Origin of the sequence: Kitasatospora sp. NPDC058492, assembly GCF_042720685.1 — a bacterium.
Classification (GTDB): Bacteria; Actinomycetota; Actinomycetes; order Streptomycetales; family Streptomycetaceae; genus Kitasatospora.
In genome coordinates this window covers 107,307-121,851 of record NZ_JBHXMU010000005.1, presented here as the reverse complement: position 1 = coordinate 121,851, position 14,545 = coordinate 107,307, and the positions used below count along the sequence as shown (strand labels likewise).

Below are 14,545 nucleotides of genomic sequence, written 5' to 3'. Positions count from 1 at the left end.
CACGGGAGGTCCGGGCCGGCTACGGCACCACCTGGTCCAACGATTCCCCGGCGGCCGGTGTTCCGGCGCCGGACTTCCGTCGGCGGCCGACCAGCACGCCCGCGCCGCAGGCCAGCAGGCCTGCGAGGGCCAGCGTCCACTCCGGCGCGGCGCCGACCCGGTCGGCGACTGTGGTGCCGTCGCGCAGCGGGACGACCGCCGACAGCTCGGCCGCGGTCAGCTCCTCGGTGCGCTGCTGGACCGTGCCGTCCGGGGCGATCACCGCGCTGATGCCGCTGGTGGCGGCGATCAGCACGGCCCGGCCGTGCTCGACCGCACGCAGCCGGCTCATCGCGAGCTGCTGCTCGGGCTGGCCCGTCTTGGCATAGGTCGCGTTGTTGGTCTGGACCACCAGGACGCGGGCGCCGCTGTCCACGGTGTCGCGGACGATCTCGTCGTAGGCGACCTCGAAGCAGATCACGTCGCCGATCCGGGCCGGGCCGAGCTGCATGACGCCGTTGTGGTCACCGGGGTAGAAGTCCCGGGCGACCCGCTGGAGGCGGGTGATCACCTTCATCAGCTGGGCGCGGAACGGCACGTACTCGCCGAACGGGACGGGGTGCTGCTTGGTGTAGGAGGCGCCGGGGCCGGTCTTCGGGTCCCAGACGATGCCCTCGTTCTGGACGTGCTGCGCGTCCGGGCCGTCCACCAGGGTACCGACCAGGGTGGGCACGCCGACCGTCTTCACGGCCTGGTCGATGCGCTGGTAGGCGAGCGGGTCGCTGAACGGGTCCAGGTCGGAGGAGTTCTCCGGCCAGATCACGATGTCGGGGCGCTCGACCTTGCCGGCGGCGATGTCCGCGGCCAGCCGCTCGGTCGCCACCGCGTGGTTGTTGAGGACCATCATCGGGCGGCCCAGGAAGTCCATGCCCGGGTTGGGCACGTTGCCCTGGACGATGGCGACCTTGACGGTGTCGGCCGGCGCGGTCGGCACCGGCACCAGGTACCCGGCCAGCAGCGCGGCCACCGCGCCCAGCCCCGCCAGCGCGGCGGCCCGGGGCGTCTTACGCGGCCCGCGCAGGCGCAGCACGGCGCCGGCGAGCAGGGCGCCCGAGAGGGCGACCGCGAAGGTCACCAGCGGTGCGCCGCCGAGCGCGGCCAGCGGCGTGAACGGGGTCGCGGTGTTGGCGAAGGCCAGCCGCCCCCACGGGAAGCCGCCGAACGGCAGCCGGTCGCGCGCCCACTCCTGGGTGATCCACAGGCAGGCCGCCCAGAGCGGCCAGGCCGGCAGCCGGGAGGTGAGGGCCAGGCCGCCGCCGAGGACGGCCAGGAACAGCGCCTCCACGACCGACAGGCCGACCGTCGCGTCCCAGCCGACCACCCGCAGCCAGCTGAGCAGCAGCAGGAAGAACGGCAGGCCGAAGGCGAAGCCCGTCCAGGCCGCCTGGCGGACGGTGCGGCCCCGGGTGAGCAGGGACAGCGCGGCGACGCCGAGCAGCGACAGCGGCCACAGGTCGAAGGGCGGGAAGGCGAGTGCGAGCAGCAGGCCCGCCAGGGCCGCGAGGCCGGTGCGGGGAAGGCCCGCCCGGACCTTGGCGACGGCGCGGGCGGCCCGGCCGGGCCTGGGCGCCGACTCCGCCGGTTCGGGTGCGGCCCCGGGCCGCTCCTGGGTGACGGGCATGGCCACCGGCGCACCATCTTCCTGGATCTTGCTGTTCGGACGCTGTCCGAAGAAGGTACCCCGGACGGTCAGGGAAGCGTGAGGTCAGGGTGGTAGCAGGGTCAGCGGCTCACGGCCCGGCGGGCCTTGCCGCACATGCCCCGTCGGAGGCGCTGCGCTGCTCGCCCAGGGGTTCCGGGTGGAAGTCCGGGGCGGGCAGCTCACGGGGGACAGTGAAGTCGGCGGGGCGGTCGTCCTGGGGACCTGTGGGCCGGCCGGCCGCCGCTTCAGCTGGCGCCACGCGGGCCTGCTCGGCGCTACTCGGCGGCCAGGTGGACGGTGCGGCCTCGGACGACGGTGCGCAGGCAGGCCGGCAGCGGGTGGCCGGGGGTGAGGTCGGGCAGGCCCGGGGTGCCGGAGCGCGGGTCGGTGGACCAGCCCGCCACCCGGGAGTCGGGGGCCTGGACGACCAGTTCGTCGGCGGCCCAGATCGCGTAGCTGGCGACGGCGCCGGGCACGAGCACGCCGTCCTGGTCGCGGCCGATCGCGCGCCAGCCGCCGCGGGTGTGTGCGGTGAAGGCCGCGCGGACGGAGATCCGGTGGTCCAGGGTCTGGTGGAAGGCGGCCGCGCGGACGGTGCCCCAGGGGTCGAGCGGGGTGACCGGGGCGTCCGAGCCGAAAGCCAGCGGCACGCCGGCCCGCAGCAGGGCGGCGAAGGGGTTGAGCCTGGCGGCCCGCTCAGCGCCGAGGCGCTGGACGTACATGCCGTCCGGGCCGCCCCAGGCGGCGTCGAAGGCGGGCTGGACGGAGGCGGTGAGGCCGAGCTCGGCGAAGGCGGCGACGGACTTGTCGTCCAGCGCCTCGGCGTGCTCGACGCGGTGGCGCAGCGCCCGGACCCGCCCGGCGCCGACCCGCTCCCCGGCCGCCCGGACGCCGTCCAGGACGGCGGCCACGGCCGCGTCGCCGATGGCGTGGAAGCCGGCCTGGAGCCCGGCCTCGGTGCAGGCGGCGACGTGGTCGGCGACCTGCTCGGCGGTCAGGTAGGCGGTGCCGGTGTGCTCGGCGTCGGCGTAGGGGGTGTGCAGGCAGGCGGTGTGCGAGCCCAGCGCGCCGTCCGCGAAGAGGTCGCCGCCGGCGCCCACCGCGCCGAGCCGGCGGGCCGTCTCGGCGCCGCCCAACTCGCCCCAGTAGCCGAAGACTTCGGGGCCTTCGCCCTCGGCGGCGAGGGCCAGCAGGGCGGCCAGGTCGGCCTCGGAGGAGATCTCCGGGCCGGCGCACTCGTGCAGCGCGCCGATGCCGAGTTCGGCGGCGCGGGCGAGGGTGGCGCGCTGGGCGCGGCCGCGCTGCTCGGGGGTGAGGTGGGCGAGCGCGGTCTGCCGGACGGCGTGGTGGGCGTCCTTGGTGAGCGGGCCGTCGGCGGTGTGGCCGGGGCGCTCGGCCAGGCCGGGGGCGAGGCTGCGCAGCGCGGTGGTGGCGAGCGCGGAGTGCACGTCGGTGCGGGAGAGGTAGAGCGCGGCGCCGCGGGCGGCGGCGTCGAGTTCGGCGAGCGTGGGCGGGCGGCCCTCGGGCCAGCCGGTCTCGTCCCAGCCGTGGCCGATGAGCACCCCGCCGGGCTCGGGGCGGGCGTCGACGAAGGCGGTGACGGCGGCGAGGGCTGCGGCCAGCGAGGGGCTGCCGGTGAGGTCGAGGCCGGTGAGCGCCAGGCCGGTGGCGGTGGCGTGCACGTGGGCGTCGACGAAGGCGGGGGTGACCAGGGCGCCGTCCAGCTCGACAATCTCGTCGGCTGCGGCGGCGTACGCCTCGGCGGCGCCGTCGCTGCCGACCCAGGCGATGTGCTCGCCCTCGACGAGCATCGCGGTGGCGAAGGGGTCGGCGGGGCTGTAGACGGCGCCGCCGCGCAGCAGGACGGTCCGGGAAGTGCGTTCGGTCATGCCGCTAAGTCTGCACCTGTGGGGTTCGTCCTCAGAGCTTCGGGGGTCGCGCTTCGTAGGGGGTGGAGAGGACGACGGTGGTGCGGGTGGAGACGCCGGCGGCGCTGCGGATGCGGGCGAGCAGGTCCTCCAGGTCGCCGGGGGCGCCGACGCGCACCTTGAGGATGTAGTTCTCGTCGCCGGCGACGCTGTGGCAGGCCTCGATCTCGGGCAGGCCGGCCAGCCGTTCGGGGGTGTCGTCCGGGGCGCTGGGGTCGAAGGGCTTGACCGAGATGAACGCGGTCAGCGCCAGGTCGACGGCGTCGGGGTCGATGATCGCGGTGTAGCCGCGGATCACCCCGCGCTGTTCGAGGCGGCGCACCCGCTGGTGCACCGCCGAGGTGGACAGGCCGGTGGCCTTGCCCAGGTCCGTGTAGCTCATCCGGCCGTCCTCTAGGAGCAGCTGGACGATGCGTTGGTCGAGATCCTCCACAGTGCGCAAACCTACCCGGTCGGGGGCACGGGGGGCGCACGCGGTGTCACATCGGGTGCCCGCAGGTGTCACGCGGGCAAATGCCAGGCGAATGTGGCAGTGGATGTGGCCAAGGACACACCCGGTGCATCACGGTGCACCGGACCGCAGGGTTATGAGCCCGAATCGGAGGGAAGTGCTGGTTGTGGCCCCGGGCGACCACGCCGGGCCCGATCCGAGGGGGATCCTCATGCCGACTGACCAGCGTGCCCTGGGCGCCGACGAGACCGACGATACGACCGGCCGCGACGACCTCGCGGTCGATCACGGCCACGTCCCGGGCATCGACCCGGGCGAGGCCGAGACCTGGGACATCTTCCGGGTGCACTGCCCCGAGTGCCGCCGCCCGATCGCCCTGGTGGCCGACGAGGAGCGGCTGCCGCAGCACGCGCTGCTGCCGACCGCCTGGAACCCCTTCGCCCCCGCGCTGTGCCCGGGTTCGGGCACGCCGACCGACGACCTCGCCGAGGTGGAGACCCCGGAGGACGACCAGCCGGCCGGGCTCGACGCGCTGTTCAGGCTCCCCACCGAACTCGACTGGCGCACCCAGCCGTTCTCGCACGCGGTGGCGCACCGGCCGACGCGGACCGCCGTCGTCGCCCCGGCCGTCCCCGTCATCTCGGCCATCCCCGAGCAGCGCCGCCGCCTGGTCCGGCGCTGATCCGCCAGCCCGCGCAGGCGGGTCGACGCAGAGACGAAGACGCCTCCGGCCGTCACTCCGCACCCTGGAGTGACGGCCGGAGGCCGTTTGTGGGGGGCTCAGCCCTTGGTGAGGTGGCGGCCGATCACCAGGCGCTGGATCTGGTTGGTGCCCTCGACGATCTGCAGCACCTTCGCCTCGCGCATGTAGCGCTCGGCCGGGAAGTCCTGCGTGTAGCCGTAGCCGCCGAGCACCTGGACCGCGTCGGTGGTCACCCGCATCACGGCGTCGGTGCAGAACAGCTTGGCCATCGCCGCCTCCTTGGAGAACGGCAGGCCCGCGTCCCGCAGCCGGGCGGCGGACAGGTAGAGCGCCCGCCCGGCCTCGATCTGGGTGGCCATGTCGGCGAGCATGAAGGACAGGCCCTGGAACTCGGCGATCGGGCGGCCGAACTGGCGGCGGGTGCGCGCGTAGTCGACCGCGAGGTCGAGCGCGGCCTGGGCGACGCCGACCGCGCAGGCGGCGATGCCGAGGCGGCCGGAGTCCAGTGCGGCGAGCGCGATCTGGAAGCCCTGGCCCTCCTCGCCGATCAGCCGGTCGCGGGCGACCCGGGCACCGTCGAAGTGCAGCTGCGCGGTCGGCGAGGAGCGCATGCCCATCTTGTGCTCCGGCGGGGCGGCCGACAGGCCCTGTGCGTCGCCCGGGACGAGCAGGCAGCTGATGCCCTTGGAGCCCTCGTCGCCGGTGCGCACCAGGGCGCTGTAGAAGTCCGCCCGGCCGCCGTGGGTGATCCACGCCTTGGTGCCGTTCACCACGTACGCGTCGCCGTCGAGGTCGGCGCGGGTGCGCAGCGCGGCCGCGTCCGAGCCGGACTGCGGTTCGGAGAGGCAGTAGGCGCCGAGCTGCTCGCCGGAGAGCATTCCGGGCAGCCACCGGCCGCGCTGCTCCTCGGTGCCGAAGCCGACCAGCGCGTGGCAGGAGAGGGTGTGCACGCTCACCCCGAGGCCGACGGCCAGCCAGCCGGCCGCCAGCTCCTCCAGCACCTGCAGGTACACCTCGTAGGGCTGCCCGCCGCCGCCGTACTTCTCGTCGTAGGGGAGGGAGAGCAGGCCGGCCTCGCCGAGGGTGCGGAAGACCTCTCGCGGGAAGCGGTCGGCGGCCTCGTCCTCGGCCGCGCGGGGCTGCAGCTCGCGCTGGACCAGGTCCCGGGTGAGGCTCAGCAGCTCGTGGGCCTCCTCGCTGGGCAGCTGGCGCTCCACGGCTTTCACTGGGGACGGGGTCATGGCGGCGGTCGCCTCCTCGATCGGGCACCGGAGCGTGGTGTGGCTGGTCCGGCGCGGGTGTGGCAGGTCGGCCCGACCGGCACCGGATTACGGTGAACGGCCGTTCACAGGCATGGCGATGCGAGTATGCCGGAAACCCGCGCCGCCGTCACGATCACTCAGGAGTAACTGGACGGACTGGTGGGCTACGGCACCGTAGGGTTGCCGTTGTGGCTGCTTCCCGACCCCTCGCCCCCGCCCTTTCGCCCGTTCCCGGCGACGCGGTGGCCTCGCTCGCGGCGGAGCTGCGCGCGCTGCCGCCCTCCTGCGGGCCGGTGCGGCTGGTCGCGGTGGACGGGCACGCGGGCTCGGGCAAGACGACCTTCGCCGGGCGGCTGGCGGCGGCGCTCGGCGGGGCGCCGGTGGTCCACCTCGACGACCTGGCCACCCACGCCGAGCCCTTCGGCTGGACCGGGCGGCTGCGCGAACAGGTGCTGGAGCCGCTGGCAGCCGGCCGGGACGGTGCGTACCGGGTGTACGACTGGACGCTGCGCCGCTTCGCGGGCACGGCCGCGGTGCCGGTCGCCCCGGTGGTGCTGGTGGAGGGCGTCGGCGCCGGGCGGCGGGCGGTGCGGCCGTGGCTGGCCCGGGTGATCTGGCTGGAGTTGGACGCCGCCTCGGCCCGGCGGCGCGGCGAGCAGCGGGACGGGCCGGATCTGGCCGAGTTCTGGGCCGGCTGGGCGCGGGCCGAATCGACGCATTTCGCCGCGGATCCGAGCCGTCCGTTCGCCGGGACGCGAGTCGACGGGGTGACCGGACGAATCACGCCGGGCACCGTGGGTGAACCTTCAACAAGCCCTTGACCTGCACTGTCACCAGGATTTAGGTTCTCCTCAGCCGCCGGAACGGGATGTTCCGGCCGCCTCGGACCCGGCGTCCCCGACTTGTTCCCCCGTGAGCCGGGGGCGCCGTCCGGTCCTTTCCGAATCGCGCTCCCCCGCCGCCGGTCCAGGCCCCCACCCGCTCAACGACCGCTCACACGATCGCATTTGACTCCGTGGGCGCCCTTCCGGATCAGCGCCACGCCGGTACGATTCCTCGCAGGCGCAGATGCGCCCGGGGGCTTTCGACCACCGGCCCGGCTGCACGCAGGCGACCTGCCACCGAGCCCCGGGCCAAGCCGCGGGGGGCGTGAGTGACGACGGTGGACAGTTCGGACAGCAACGCGGGCGGCCCGGACCGGCTCGCCGAACGCGCGTGGCTGCGTGCCATGGACGCGTACACGGCGGGCGCGTACGCCCGTGCCGAGGAGGAGTTCCGCGCGGCCGTCCGGCTGGACCCGGGCATGGCCGACGCCTGGCTCGGCCTGCACGCGCTGCGCAGCGACACCTCGGCGGCGCTGCTGGCCATGTACCGCAACCAGAAGCGGTTCGGCGAGCAGCGGCGGCGCCACCGCCGCCCGCTCAGTTCCTGGTACTGGCTGGGCTGGTGGGTGCAGCCCGTCCTGGAGGACGCCCGCGACCTGGCGCTGGCGCACGCCTCGCACTGGCTGGACGGCCGCCACCTGGCCGAGCTGGACCGGGCGCTGGAGCAGTGCCCGGCGCCCAGCGAGGACCCGTCCGCCCAGTTCCTGTACGCCTGCCGGTCCTATCTGCTCAAGGACTGGGAGCAGCTGATCCGGGACACCGACCGGCTGCTGGACGACCCGCTGCTCGGCATCGAGGCCGGGCTGTTCGCCGGCATGGCGCGGGTCCGGCTGGACATGTGCGCCCAGGCGCAGGCGCCGCTGGCCGCCTCGCTGGCCCGCTGCCGCTCCGAGCAGCCCCAGCGCAAGGAGCTGCGGTACTGGCTGGCCCGGGCGTACGAGGGGGCCGGGCGCAGTGCGGCCGCGCTGCCGCTCTACCGGGCGGTGCACCGGGCCGATCCGGTGTTCATGGACACCGCCGCGCGGCTGGCCGCGATCGCGGCGGAGGACGGGTTGGCGGACGACCTGCCGGACGCCCTGCTGGACGGCGGCCTGCCGGCGGGCGGGCGGGCGGCCGGGTACGAGGACACCGAGCCGGACGAGATGGACGAGGCGGACGAGGCGGACTTCCAGGACGGGAACGGGTACGCCACGGCGGGGGGCTTCGGCGACGCGGCCCCCGGGTTCACCGAGAGCGCCGGGTTCACCGAGGGCGCCGGGTACACCGGCGGGGTCGGATTCGTCGAGGGGGTCGGGTTCCTCACGGGGCCCGGCCCGGGCGACGGCTCCACGGCCGGCCCGGCGCCGCAGGCGGCCGGCGAGCGGTCGGGTTCGCCGGCCGGCTCCGCCGCCCCGCTGCCGGCGCCGGTCCGCGCCGAGGCCCAGCCCCGCACCGCGCCGCTGCCCGCCGCCCAACCGGTCGACGACGAGCGCGAGTTGGACGCGGCGCTGGCGGAACTCTCGCTGATGGTGGGCCTGGAGCCGGTCAAGCGCCAGGTGCGGGCGCTGTCGGCGCAGCTGCGGATGTCCAGACTCCGGGCCGCGCAGGGCCTGCCGGTCCAGCCGCCCAAGCGCCACTTCGTCTTCTCCGGCCCCTCCGGCACCGGCAAGACCACCGTGGCCCGGATCCTCGGCCGGGTCTTCCACGCCCTCGGACTGCTCTCCGGCGACCACCTCGTGGAGGCCCAACGGGCCGACCTGGTCGGCGAGTTCCTCGGCCAGACCGCGGTCAAGGCGAACGAGCTGATCGACTCGGCACTGGACGGCGTGCTGTTCATCGACGAGGCGTACAGCCTCTCCAACTCCGGCTACACCAAGGGCGACGCCTACGGCGACGAGGCCCTCCAGGTGCTGCTGAAACGCGCCGAGGACAACCGCGACCGCCTGGTGGTGATCCTGGCCGGCTATCCCGAGGGCATGAACCGGCTGCTCGCCACCAACCCCGGCCTCAACTCCCGCTTCACCACCCGGGTCGACTTCCCCAGCTACCGCCCGAACGAGCTGACCGCGATCGGCGCCGCGCTGGCCGGCCGGGACGGCGACGGCTGGGACGAGGACGCGGCCGAGGAACTGGCCAGCATCTGCACCCACGTGGTCCGCGAGGGCTGGATCGACGAACTCGGGAACGGCCGGTTCATCCGCACCCTGTACGAGAAGTCCTGCGCCTACCGGGACCTGCGGCTCTCGCTGCTGCGCGAGCCGCCGGGCCGGGAGGACCTGGCGACCCTGCGCCTGCCCGACCTCGTCCAGGCCTACGGGGAGCTGATCGACGGCCGCGGCTGAGACCAGCTCCCCGGGATCACGCCGGGATCGCGCCGGGCTCAGCCCCGGAGCAGCTCGGCCTCGCGCTCGGGGTCGAGGCCGACCTTCGGCCGGTCGGCGCGCTGCGGGGCGACGCCGCCGATCGACCGCAGCCAGGTCCAGGTGTCCTCGACCGTCTCGCCCACCGGCCGGCAGCGCAGCCCGGCGGCGACCGCCCGGTCCACGGACGCGCCGTGCAGGAAGTCGTTCAGCTCGCCGGGCGCCAGCCAGATCGGCAGCTCCGTCCAGGGCTCGACGCCGGCCGCCAGGATGCGCTCGGGGTCGGTCCAGCGCAGGTCCGCGTCCGAGCCGGTGACCCGCACGCAGGCCTCCAGCAGCTCGCCCATCGTGGTGTGGCCCGCCGGGCTGACCACGTTGCACGCGCCGCCGAGCCGGGCCGCCGCCGCGTCCAGCAGCCAGCTCGCGAGGTCGCGGACGTCGATGTACTGCAGCGGCAGGTCGTACGGGCCGGGGGCGAGCACCGGGCCGCCCCGGGCGATCCGGTTCAGCCACCAGGGCAGCCGGCCGATGTTCTCGTGCGGGCCGAGGATCAGCCCGGCCCGGGCGAGCAGGGCGCGCCCACCGAACTCCGCCTCCAGGGCCAGTTCGGCGCCGCGCTTGGCCTCGGCGTAGGGCACCTGGCCCTCGGCGTCCGGGGACGACCCGACCACCTTCGCCGACTCGTCCGCCCCGCGCGCCAGCGGGTAGTCGTACACCGACCGGCTGGAGACGTACCCGTAGTGGCCGACCCGGCCGGCCAGCAGGCGGGCGCTGTCGCGCACCGCCGTCGGGGCTCCGGACCAGGTGTCCACCACCGCGTCCCACTCCCCCGTGGCCAGCGTCGCCAGCCCGCCCTCGGCGGTGCGGTCGCCCAGCAGCGCGGTCACGCCCGCGGGCGCGGGCTGCGTACCGCGGTTGAGGGCCGTCACCTCCCATCCCCTGGACAGCGCCTCCTCGGCGACGACCCGTCCGACGAAATTCGTTCCACCCAGCAGGAGAAGCCTCATGCCGACCACCCTGCGCCCAGGGTGGCCGGCATGGGAACGGCTGCACGCTGAGAGCAGAATCGCCCGCAGCGGACACGCCGTCAGCGAAAGGGGCAACCTCAGGCGGCGGAGCGGTGGTCCGGGTCGTGCATCTCGCCGACCAGCTCCTCCAGCACGTCCTCCAGCATGACCACACCGAGCGTGCGGCCGTCCTGGTCCAGCACGGCGGCCAGGTGGCAGGTCGCCCGGCGCATCGCACCGAGCGCGTCGTCCAGCGGGAGGCTGCCGCGCAGCACCGTGATCGGACGCCACAGCCGGGCCGGGACGGGCGCGGACGGGTCCTCCACGTCGAGGATGTCCTTGAGGTGCAGGTAGCCCAGGTAGCCGTGGCCGGCCGGGTCGCCGTCGGTGACCGGGAAGCGCGAGAAGCCGGTGCGCAGGGCGAGCTCCTCGACCTCCGCGGCGGTCACCTTGGTGTCCACGGTGACGAGCTGCTCGGGCTTGAGCAGCACCTCGGTGACCGGGCGGTGGCCCAGCTCCAGGGCGTCCTCCAGACGCTCCTGGCGGCCCTCGTCGAGCAGGCCGGCGTCCCGGGAGTCGACCAGCAGGTACATCAGCTGCTCGGTAGTGAACACCGACTCGACCTCGTCCTTGGACTCGACCCGGAACAGCCGCAGCACACCGTTGGCGATGGCGTTCAGCAGGCTGATCACCGGGGCCAGCCAGCGGGCCAGCCGGTCCAGCGGCGGGCCGAGCCAGAGCGCGGCCTTCTCCGGGCCCGCCATGGCCATGTTCTTGGGCACCATCTCGCCGATCACCATGTGCAGGAAGACCACGACGGCCAGCGAGATGCCGTACGAGAGCGGGTGCATCAGACCGGACGGGACGCCGATCGCGTGGAACGGGCCCTCCAGCAGACTGGCGATGGTCGGCTCGGCCAGGGCGCCGAGGCCCAGCGAGCAGACGGTGATGCCGAGCTGGGCGGCGGCCAGCATCGCGGACACGTTGGACAGCGCGTGCAGCACGGTGCGGGCACGCTTGTGGCCGGCCTCGGCGAGCGGCTCGATCTGGCTGCGGCGCACCGAGACGACGGCGAACTCGGCGCCGACGAAGAAGGCGTTCCCGAGCAGGAGCAGGACGGCGACGGCCAGTTGGAGCGCGGTCATCGGGCGTTCTCCTGGTCGTCTCCGAACGAGGCCGGCGCGCTGGTGCGCTCGACCCGGACCTGGCTGGTGCGGTGCCGGTCGACACCCGTCACGGTGAAGCGCCAGCCCGGCAGCTCCGCCTGCTCGCCGACCTCGGGCAGCTTGCCGAGCAGGTCGGAGACCAGGCCGGCCAGCGTCTCGTACGGGCCGTCCGGGGCGATCAGGCCGATCGCCTCCAGCTGGTCGATCCGGGCGCGGCCCTCGGCCTCCCAGGCCGGCAGGCCGTTCACCGGGGGCAGCGGGAGCAGCTCGGGGCGGTCGGCGGGGTCGTGCTCGTCCTGCACCTCACCGACGATCTCCTCGACGATGTCCTCGACGGTGACGACGCCGGCGGTGCCGCCGTACTCGTCGACCACGATGGCCATCGGCTGGAGGCGGCGCAGCTGGTCGAGCAGCCGCTCGGCGGGCAGGGTCTCGGGCACCAGCAGCGGCGGCGAGGTGAGCTCGCCCACCCGGACCAGGCCGCGCCGGGCGGCCGGGACGGCGAGGGCGTCCTTGAGGGTCACGATGCCGGTGACCTCGTCCAGGCTGTGGGTGTAGACCGGGAAGCGGGACAGGCCGGTGGCCCGGGTCAGGTTGATCACGTCGGAGGCGGTGGCGTCGCTCTGGAGGGAGGCGACGTCGATCCGCGGGGTCATCACGGACTCGGCGGTCAGCTCGCCCAGGCCCAGGGTGCGGACGAACAGGGTCGCCGACTCCTCGTCTATCGCGCCGGCCTTGGCCGAGTGGCGGGCCAGCGAGACCAGTTCGGCCGGGGTCCGGGCGTGGTCCAGCTCCTCCTGCGGCTCGACGCCGAAGGCGCGGACCGTCCGGTCGGCCGCCCCGTTGAGGAAGCTGATCAGCGGGCGGCAGGCGAAGGAGAAGGCCATGTGCGGGGCGGCGACCGCGCGGGCCACCTGGAGCGGGCGGGAGATCGCCCAGTTCTTCGGGACCAGCTCGCCGATCACCATCTGCACCACGGTGGCGAGCACCATGCCGACGACCACGGCGACGCCGCGGGCGGCCGACTCGGGCACGCCGATCCCGGTCATGACGGGGCTGAGCAGGGTGGACAGCGCCGGCTCGGCGAGCATGCCGACCACCAGCGAGGTGACGGTGATGCCGAGCTGGGCGCCGGAGAGTTCGAACGAGAGGTGCCGCAGGGCCCGGGAGACGCGGGCGGACTTGGCGTCGCCGGCCCCGGCGGAGCGTTCGACCGCCCCGCGCTCGACGGTCACGAAGGCGAACTCGGCGGCCACGAACAGGCCGTTGGCGAGGATCAGCAGGAGGGCTGCGAGCAACAGCAGCCAGGCGGTGATCACAGTGCCGCCTGCCTTCCGCTGACAGGAAGGTGGGCGGCGCAGATACTACCGGACGGATCGTCCATCGAGGGGGGAAGTCACTCCTCAAGTCGTCTTTCGGGCAGGACGGAAGTTTTGCCCTGCTTTTACCAGCGTAGACCATAGCCGGACGATGGTAGGAAGAGTGTTCGGACCCGCCGGGCCGAGGATTCGCAGGCCCGGCGGGGCCCGGCGGGGTGTCGGGAGGGGTGTCGGCGGGGCGTCGGCGGACGGGCGGTGCCGGTGTGAACGGGCGGGCGCCGACCGGCGGCGGCGGTGGCGCGGGGCTCAGGCCCTGGCGTGGTGCTCGACCAGGTCGCGCAGGGCACGGGCCTGCGCGATCGCCTGGTCCTTGCCGACGCCGGACTGGATGCCGACCGCGGCGAGCGAGGTGCCGTCGGCCAGGTCGAGGGTGGCCCACGGGTCGCCCTGGCGGAAGTTGACCCGGACGATCTCGGCCCAGGTGAGCCGGCGGCTGCGGACGAAGTTGACCACCGTCACGCCCTGCGCGTCGGCGCTCACCCGGGGGCGGGCCAGCATCAGGCCCACGCACGCGAACAGCACGCCGCTGCCCGCCATCATGATCCGGTCGTTGAGCTGCCAGTTCTCCGGGAGCACCACGGCCATCACGGCGAACAGCACCACCAGCAGCGCGCAGACCGGCAGCAGCACGGCGCGGGTGCGGCGCGGCGCCCAGGTGACGGGGAACTCGACGGGCGGCGTGGACACGTGGGGTCTCCGGTGGGGTGGTTCGGGGGAACGGTCGTTCCCGGGAACGACGGTTCCGGGCAACGGACGGATCCAGACGAAGGGCGGGGACGCCGGTCAGCGTCCCCGCCCCATTCAACCGTTCCTTACCCGCACCACGGCGGGCGAGGTCGCCGCCGCGCCGGTCAGAGGCGGCAGGCGTGGATGTTGGTGACCAGGATGGCCCGGGCGCCGATGGCCCACAGGTCGTCCATGATCTGCTGGGCCTCCTTGCGGAGCACCATCGAGCGCACCGCCACCCAGCCCTCGGTGTGCAGCGGGGAGACGGTCGGCGACTCCAGGCCGGGGGTGAGCGCCACGGCGGCGCCGACCTTCTCGGCGCGGATGTCGTAGTCCATCAGCACGTAGCGGCGGGCCACCAGCACACCCTGGAGGCGGCGCAGGAACTGGTCCACCCGGGTGTCCTCGCCCGCGCCCTTGGGGCGGATCACCACGGCGTCCGAGATCAGGATCGGCTCGCCGAACACCTCCAGGCCGGCGTTGCGCAGGCTGGTGCCGGTCTCCACCACGTCGGCGATCACGTCGGCGACGCCCAGCTGCACTGCGGTCTCCACCGCGCCGTCCAGCTTGGTGACGGTCGCCTTCACGCCGTGGTCGGCGAGGTGCTGCTCGACCAGGCCGGTGTAGGAGGTCGCGATCCGCAGGCCCTCCAGGCCCTTGACGTCCTCGACGGCGACGCCTTCGGGGCGGGCGAAGCGGAAGGTCGACGCGGCGAAGCCGAGCGCGAGCACCTCCTCGGCGTTGGAGTGCGAGTCCAGCAGCAGGTCACGGCCGGTGATGCCGACGTCCAGGCGGCCGGAGCCGACGTAGACGGCGATGTCGCGCGGGCGCAGGAAGAAGAACTCGACCTCGTTGTTCGGGTCGACGAGGACGAGCTCCTTGGGGTCCTTCCGCTGGCGGTAGCCGGCCTCATGGAGCATCTCCGCCGCGGGACCCGAGAGCGAACCCTTGTTGGGGACGGCGATGCGCAGCATGGGAGGTTGGTTCCTTACCTGTGGGGAGGGGCGTGCGGTTCGGGT

12 protein-coding genes are annotated in these 14,545 nt (G+C 74.3%); 3 read left to right on the top strand and 9 right to left on the bottom strand.

The features are described 5' to 3' along the window. Positions 1–19: 19 nt before the first annotated feature. The 3 genes from lnt to ACFWPI_RS05345 all read right to left on the bottom strand — a co-directional run bounded on the left by lnt (position 20) and on the right by ACFWPI_RS05345 (position 4,042). The gene (gene lnt, locus ACFWPI_RS05355; RefSeq protein WP_380376509.1) at positions 20–1,660 is read right to left on the bottom strand and encodes an apolipoprotein N-acyltransferase; all 1,641 of its coding nucleotides are present in this window, start codon (positions 1,658–1,660) and stop codon (positions 20–22) included. A 296-nt stretch (positions 1,661–1,956) separates the two neighbouring features. Then, on the bottom strand, positions 1,957–3,570 hold the full coding sequence (locus ACFWPI_RS05350) for an amidohydrolase (RefSeq protein ID WP_380376511.1): 1,614 nt from the start codon (positions 3,568–3,570) through the stop codon (positions 1,957–1,959). A 31-nt stretch (positions 3,571–3,601) separates the two neighbouring features. Next, entirely contained in the window at positions 3,602–4,042 is a 441-nt protein-coding gene (locus ACFWPI_RS05345) for an Lrp/AsnC family transcriptional regulator (RefSeq protein WP_045694655.1), read from the bottom strand. Between the two features lie 229 nt (positions 4,043–4,271). On the opposite strand from ACFWPI_RS05345, the gene ACFWPI_RS05340 reads away from it, so the two are divergent. Further along, positions 4,272–4,742: a hypothetical protein gene (locus ACFWPI_RS05340; protein WP_208869051.1), complete on the top strand. Its 471-nt coding sequence runs from the start codon at positions 4,272–4,274 to the stop codon at positions 4,740–4,742. 98 nt (positions 4,743–4,840) lie between these two features. Here the strand turns inward: ACFWPI_RS05340 and ACFWPI_RS05335 are convergent, their stop codons facing one another. Next, positions 4,841–6,004, bottom strand: coding sequence for an acyl-CoA dehydrogenase family protein (locus tag ACFWPI_RS05335; protein WP_380376514.1), 1,164 nt, complete (start codon positions 6,002–6,004; stop codon positions 4,841–4,843). Positions 6,005–6,213: 209 nt separating this feature from the next. Here ACFWPI_RS05335 and ACFWPI_RS05330 point away from each other — a divergent pair, with 209 nt between their 5' ends. Together ACFWPI_RS05330 and ACFWPI_RS05325 are read left to right on the top strand one after the other, a co-directional pair. After that, positions 6,214–6,846: a uridine kinase gene (locus ACFWPI_RS05330; protein WP_380376516.1), complete on the top strand. Its 633-nt coding sequence runs from the start codon at positions 6,214–6,216 to the stop codon at positions 6,844–6,846. A 407-nt stretch (positions 6,847–7,253) separates the two neighbouring features. Further along, the gene (locus ACFWPI_RS05325) at positions 7,254–9,230 is read left to right on the top strand and encodes an AAA family ATPase (protein ID WP_380376587.1); all 1,977 of its coding nucleotides are present in this window, start codon (positions 7,254–7,256) and stop codon (positions 9,228–9,230) included. A 38-nt stretch (positions 9,231–9,268) separates the two neighbouring features. Here the strand turns inward: ACFWPI_RS05325 and ACFWPI_RS05320 are convergent, their stop codons facing one another. The 5 genes from ACFWPI_RS05320 to hisG form a co-directional block, all read right to left on the bottom strand. Continuing rightward, positions 9,269–10,255 (bottom strand): NAD-dependent epimerase/dehydratase family protein, encoded by a 987-nt coding sequence (locus ACFWPI_RS05320; RefSeq protein ID WP_380376519.1) that lies wholly within the window; start codon positions 10,253–10,255, stop codon positions 9,269–9,271. Between the two features lie 98 nt (positions 10,256–10,353). Continuing rightward, positions 10,354–11,400: a hemolysin family protein gene (locus tag ACFWPI_RS05315; protein ID WP_063346468.1), complete on the bottom strand. Its 1,047-nt coding sequence runs from the start codon at positions 11,398–11,400 to the stop codon at positions 10,354–10,356. Further along, positions 11,397–12,740 (bottom strand): hemolysin family protein, encoded by a 1,344-nt coding sequence (locus tag ACFWPI_RS05310; RefSeq protein ID WP_380376522.1) that lies wholly within the window; start codon positions 12,738–12,740, stop codon positions 11,397–11,399. Before ACFWPI_RS05310 ends, ACFWPI_RS05315 begins: the two co-directional genes overlap by 4 nt. 306 nt (positions 12,741–13,046) lie before the next feature. Further along, complete coding sequence (locus tag ACFWPI_RS05305; RefSeq protein ID WP_063346470.1) at positions 13,047–13,487, bottom strand: PH domain-containing protein; 441 nt, start codon at positions 13,485–13,487, stop codon at positions 13,047–13,049. 164 nt (positions 13,488–13,651) lie between these two features. Beyond that, positions 13,652–14,500: an ATP phosphoribosyltransferase gene (hisG, locus tag ACFWPI_RS05300; protein ID WP_363369700.1), complete on the bottom strand. Its 849-nt coding sequence runs from the start codon at positions 14,498–14,500 to the stop codon at positions 13,652–13,654. Positions 14,501–14,545: the final 45 nt, after the last annotated feature.

Coding starts and splice junctions, on each gene's coding strand:
- ACFWPI_RS05335 (WP_380376514.1), bottom strand. CDS start 6,004: ATGACCCCGTCCCCAGTGAAAGCCGTGGAGCGCCAGCTGCCCAGCGAG.
- hisG (WP_363369700.1), bottom strand. CDS start 14,500: ATGCTGCGCATCGCCGTCCCCAACAAGGGTTCGCTCTCGGGTCCCGCG.
- ACFWPI_RS05350 (WP_380376511.1), bottom strand. CDS start 3,570: ATGACCGAACGCACTTCCCGGACCGTCCTGCTGCGCGGCGGCGCCGTC.
- ACFWPI_RS05340 (WP_208869051.1), top strand. CDS start 4,272: ATGCCGACTGACCAGCGTGCCCTGGGCGCCGACGAGACCGACGATACG.
- ACFWPI_RS05325 (WP_380376587.1), top strand. CDS start 7,254: ATGGACGCGTACACGGCGGGCGCGTACGCCCGTGCCGAGGAGGAGTTC.
- ACFWPI_RS05320 (WP_380376519.1), bottom strand. CDS start 10,255: ATGAGGCTTCTCCTGCTGGGTGGAACGAATTTCGTCGGACGGGTCGTC.
- lnt (WP_380376509.1), bottom strand. CDS start 1,660: ATGCCCGTCACCCAGGAGCGGCCCGGGGCCGCACCCGAACCGGCGGAG.
- ACFWPI_RS05315 (WP_063346468.1), bottom strand. CDS start 11,400: ATGACCGCGCTCCAACTGGCCGTCGCCGTCCTGCTCCTGCTCGGGAAC.